The organism is Xenorhabdus sp. KK7.4 (assembly GCF_963876465.1).
In the GTDB taxonomy this organism is placed as follows: domain Bacteria; phylum Pseudomonadota; class Gammaproteobacteria; order Enterobacterales; family Enterobacteriaceae; genus Xenorhabdus; species Xenorhabdus stockiae.
In genome coordinates, this window is sequence record NZ_CAWNQF010000131.1 from 1 (window position 1) to 3,255 (window position 3,255).

Annotated in this window: 4 protein-coding genes; 1 reads left to right on the forward strand and 3 read right to left on the reverse strand. The window is 40.8% G+C overall.

Features of this window, described 5'->3' with window-relative positions:
- On the forward strand, window positions 1–513 hold a 513-nt coding region (locus AACS90_RS20860; RefSeq protein WP_241538339.1), incomplete at its 5' end, for a phage tail fiber protein.
- Window positions 514–566: 53 nt separating this feature from the next.
- Here the strand turns inward: AACS90_RS20860 and AACS90_RS20865 are convergent.
- From AACS90_RS20865 to AACS90_RS23390, 3 genes are all read right to left on the reverse strand, one after another.
- Complete coding sequence (locus AACS90_RS20865; protein WP_099123624.1) at window positions 567–932, reverse strand: LecA/PA-IL family lectin; 366 nt, start codon at window positions 930–932, stop codon at window positions 567–569.
- A 52-nt stretch (window positions 933–984) separates the two neighbouring features.
- On the reverse strand, window positions 985–2,025 hold the full coding sequence (locus AACS90_RS20870; protein ID WP_241538340.1) for a phage tail fiber protein: 1,041 nt from the start codon (window positions 2,023–2,025) through the stop codon (window positions 985–987).
- A gap of 609 nt (window positions 2,026–2,634) precedes the next feature.
- Window positions 2,635–3,255: phage antirepressor N-terminal domain-containing protein (locus tag AACS90_RS23390; RefSeq protein ID WP_371635748.1), on the reverse strand; the 621-nt coding region annotated here is incomplete at its 5' end.

Genomic DNA, 3,255 nt, shown 5'->3' on the forward strand with positions numbered 1-3,255 from the left:
GGGTGGGGAGGGAATGTTTATGCAGGTCAGGATGGTATTATCAGAAAATCCTCCCCTATCATTCAAATCCATCCCGATGGTAAATTCGAAACTAACGACGAATCTGAAGGCGCGACTGTTTCTAAACTCGGCCTCGGTCATTATCAGGTGACAGGTGTGCTAGGCTATAACGCGGATGGTGCCTGGGGTGTGCATGGGGGTATTTCCTCGCCGAAGAACAACAACGGACTGGAGCTTATCTACATTGATGACAAGGTGAACAAAGATGGCAGTATCACGATTGAAACCTTCCATCGTCAGCATCCCCACTTACCGGCACGCTTTCAGAATAAGCGGATAAAAGCCCTTGTGAACGGGGAAAAGGTGTACTATCAGGACGGTGAACCGTGCGATATTCCTGAAGGCTGTCGCTTGGATGTCCGTGTCCAGATGCCGGAAAATTCGGTGTGGAATGTGAAGCAGAAGGCGGCAGAGGTTACGGCTGATATTGATCAGGCTGAACAGGTGGAGTGAAGTCAGCGAAATGATGAACCCGCAAAAAAATTGCGGGTTAGCATTTTGGTTATTTATTTTATTTCTTGGAGAGGCGAATAACGTGACTCTATTTTAACGTTGACATCAAAGCCACCAGAATTATCTTCATAAGCGCTATCTAAAAATATAAGGGTTAACTCACCTTCTGTGGGAACTGTCCTGTGGAGTACTCCATTGCCAATTTCATAGGTATTATCGCCAATCTTTGCGACTAAAGCTCCTCCGGGAGGGCGAGGAGGTACGCCTTGAGGGGCAGACCAAGGATTGGGTGTATTATCAATTTTATACTGAACCCATCCCGAAGCAGTCACAGAGATTACATCCCCTTTGTGGAGTATTAGCCCAGTAGGTTGACCTTGTTGAAGTTTTCCAGAAACAGTTCCAGACCAATCATACATAGTATTACCTCCAGATTATATTTTGAAAGCGACGGAAGAATTAAGATTGTGATTATTTAGTGTCAGGCATTTGCACCCGAACAGAAACAAATCTGCCATCGGGAATATCGATCAAATCACCGTCAGCGTAACCTTCACGTATATTTCTGGCGAAAGCAGGAGCGTCTGAGTGTTCACGGTGGTAGGTCATTAATTTGATAGAGCCATCGGGTAGGATTTCGTGGTTGACCCAAACTAATGGCAACTTGTTTTGGCATAGTGGGATCTCAATATTATTCATTGCTTCATCGGTATTGAATCCCATAATACCTTTGATGAGATAAATACCTTCTGATAAGCGTTCAACGATAGCATTTTGGGATTCTGTATTCGTTTCATACTTACCATCAGTCCAGATATTTATATTAGGTGAGGCAGGCTTGTACGATCCTGAAGCATCTACAATTGCAGACGTCCCATGAACCAAAATATCGCTCCAAGAAGTCCACTTTTCTATACTGATATTATCTTCTAGATAAACATTCCTAATCCTTATGCGCGGGGTATTATAGTAAACATGAAGTTGAAATCCATATTGATCACTAGCATTTCTAACATCCATACCTACCCCATACATCCCAGATGAATTGAGTGCTTCCCTATATCCGTAGAAGGTACTGTTTGGTTTTATTTTATCAAAATCAATTACATCATGTTTTGGACCGATCTGATATTCTACACATGAAAATTTGCCATCTAAGTCTTTTTTTAAACCTAAGTTGTTCACAAAGGATATTTTATTGGGAATATCAGCTCCGTTCTGGTCTTTTGCTAAGCGAGTATTGGCATTATTATTTGCATTACTGGCATGCTGATTAGCAATACTCGCCAAATCATAAGCTGTTTTCACTGCTTTTGGTGTTGCAGCCATTGTTTCACTATCACTGCCAGTATCATTACTCAGGATAACAAAACCTTTATCTTGCAGTGTGGCATCTGGGTGATTACGACTAGCAGCATGTTCTGCAATAGCTTCTTTGACATATTCCGGTGTTGTAACAATCACGAGATTACTATCATCTGAGACAGGTACATCAGGCTTCTTATCTTGCATATTCATTCCCTCATCTAATCAACAATACACATTGCTAAATAACATGAAGGCGGTGGGAGACTTCTCCGCCGGTGAACATCAATAAAAGGGTTCATCAATACGGGAAAGTACGGCTTGACTAATATTTGATAGGCAGCATGTTTTGTTGGCAGGATGACATAAAATGACAGGCGGGGAATTAATAGAATTTGTCAGGTGTCTGATAAGACTTAGTATTCTAAAAGCGAAATTTCTCGATATTGTAACCCATTGATTTATTTAATTTCTGTCACCATGCAGGAATTAAGTAAAATCAATCACTTATCTAAATAGGATAATTCTCCCCTTTTAACTCATTGATTTAATTGAATTCCGTCCCTGAGCCGGAATTAAGCAAAATCAACAGGTTACATAAAGATGACATTTCTCACCTTTTAACTTTTCCGCATGAAATTTAGGAGGCTCTGATTTGGGAGGCTCCTCTTGTCATTCAAGGGGGGTATATGAAAATTTTCGGACACCTGCGGCAACTTATTGATTATTCCGTGGTCCTCACTTTGGCTTAATCCTTCCGTTTCAAATGGAGTGATTAATCAATGTGCAGAAGGGCAGAAGTCTGCCCTTAGGGAATTAGAGCGTGTTAATTGGCAGAGGGGTTATTTTGTTAATGTGATAACCATATCGTCTAGCTATACCCTCAATGATACCTATTGGTGTCTCTGTTCCTCCGGTAAATATATTTCTTTCATTTTGATGGCTATTGTAAACCTCCATTCTGATAATATATTTAAAGTCAGATTGCTGAAGGGGCGTTTGTTCTTTTGCTTTTACTGCCTCTTTTGTCCAGTATGCATAAAGCGCATCGTCGCATTCATTTTGATAACGGATAACGTTATCTCTGATTTCAGGCTTAACTTTGTTGGGATAAATGGTTGTTAACCAGCCCGTCAGTTTACGGAGAGCGAGGCAGATCATTGACCGTGAACCGCATTTCGTAGGTATGGTGGAAATCACTATACCTTTATTAAACCGTTGTTTTAATTTTGTTAATTGGCTTTTCCAGTTTAACCCCATACCTTTAACAATAGGTCTCATTGGTACGTAAGGCTCGCCATTATAATTTATGATATATAGATCTGAACCATAAAATGGAACACTGATAGTTTTACTCGGCTCGTTAAGTGGTATACTTATCATGTTTACTTCCTCACTACAGGGTAAACGCTGCATTAGAGGCCCCGAAACTATTAC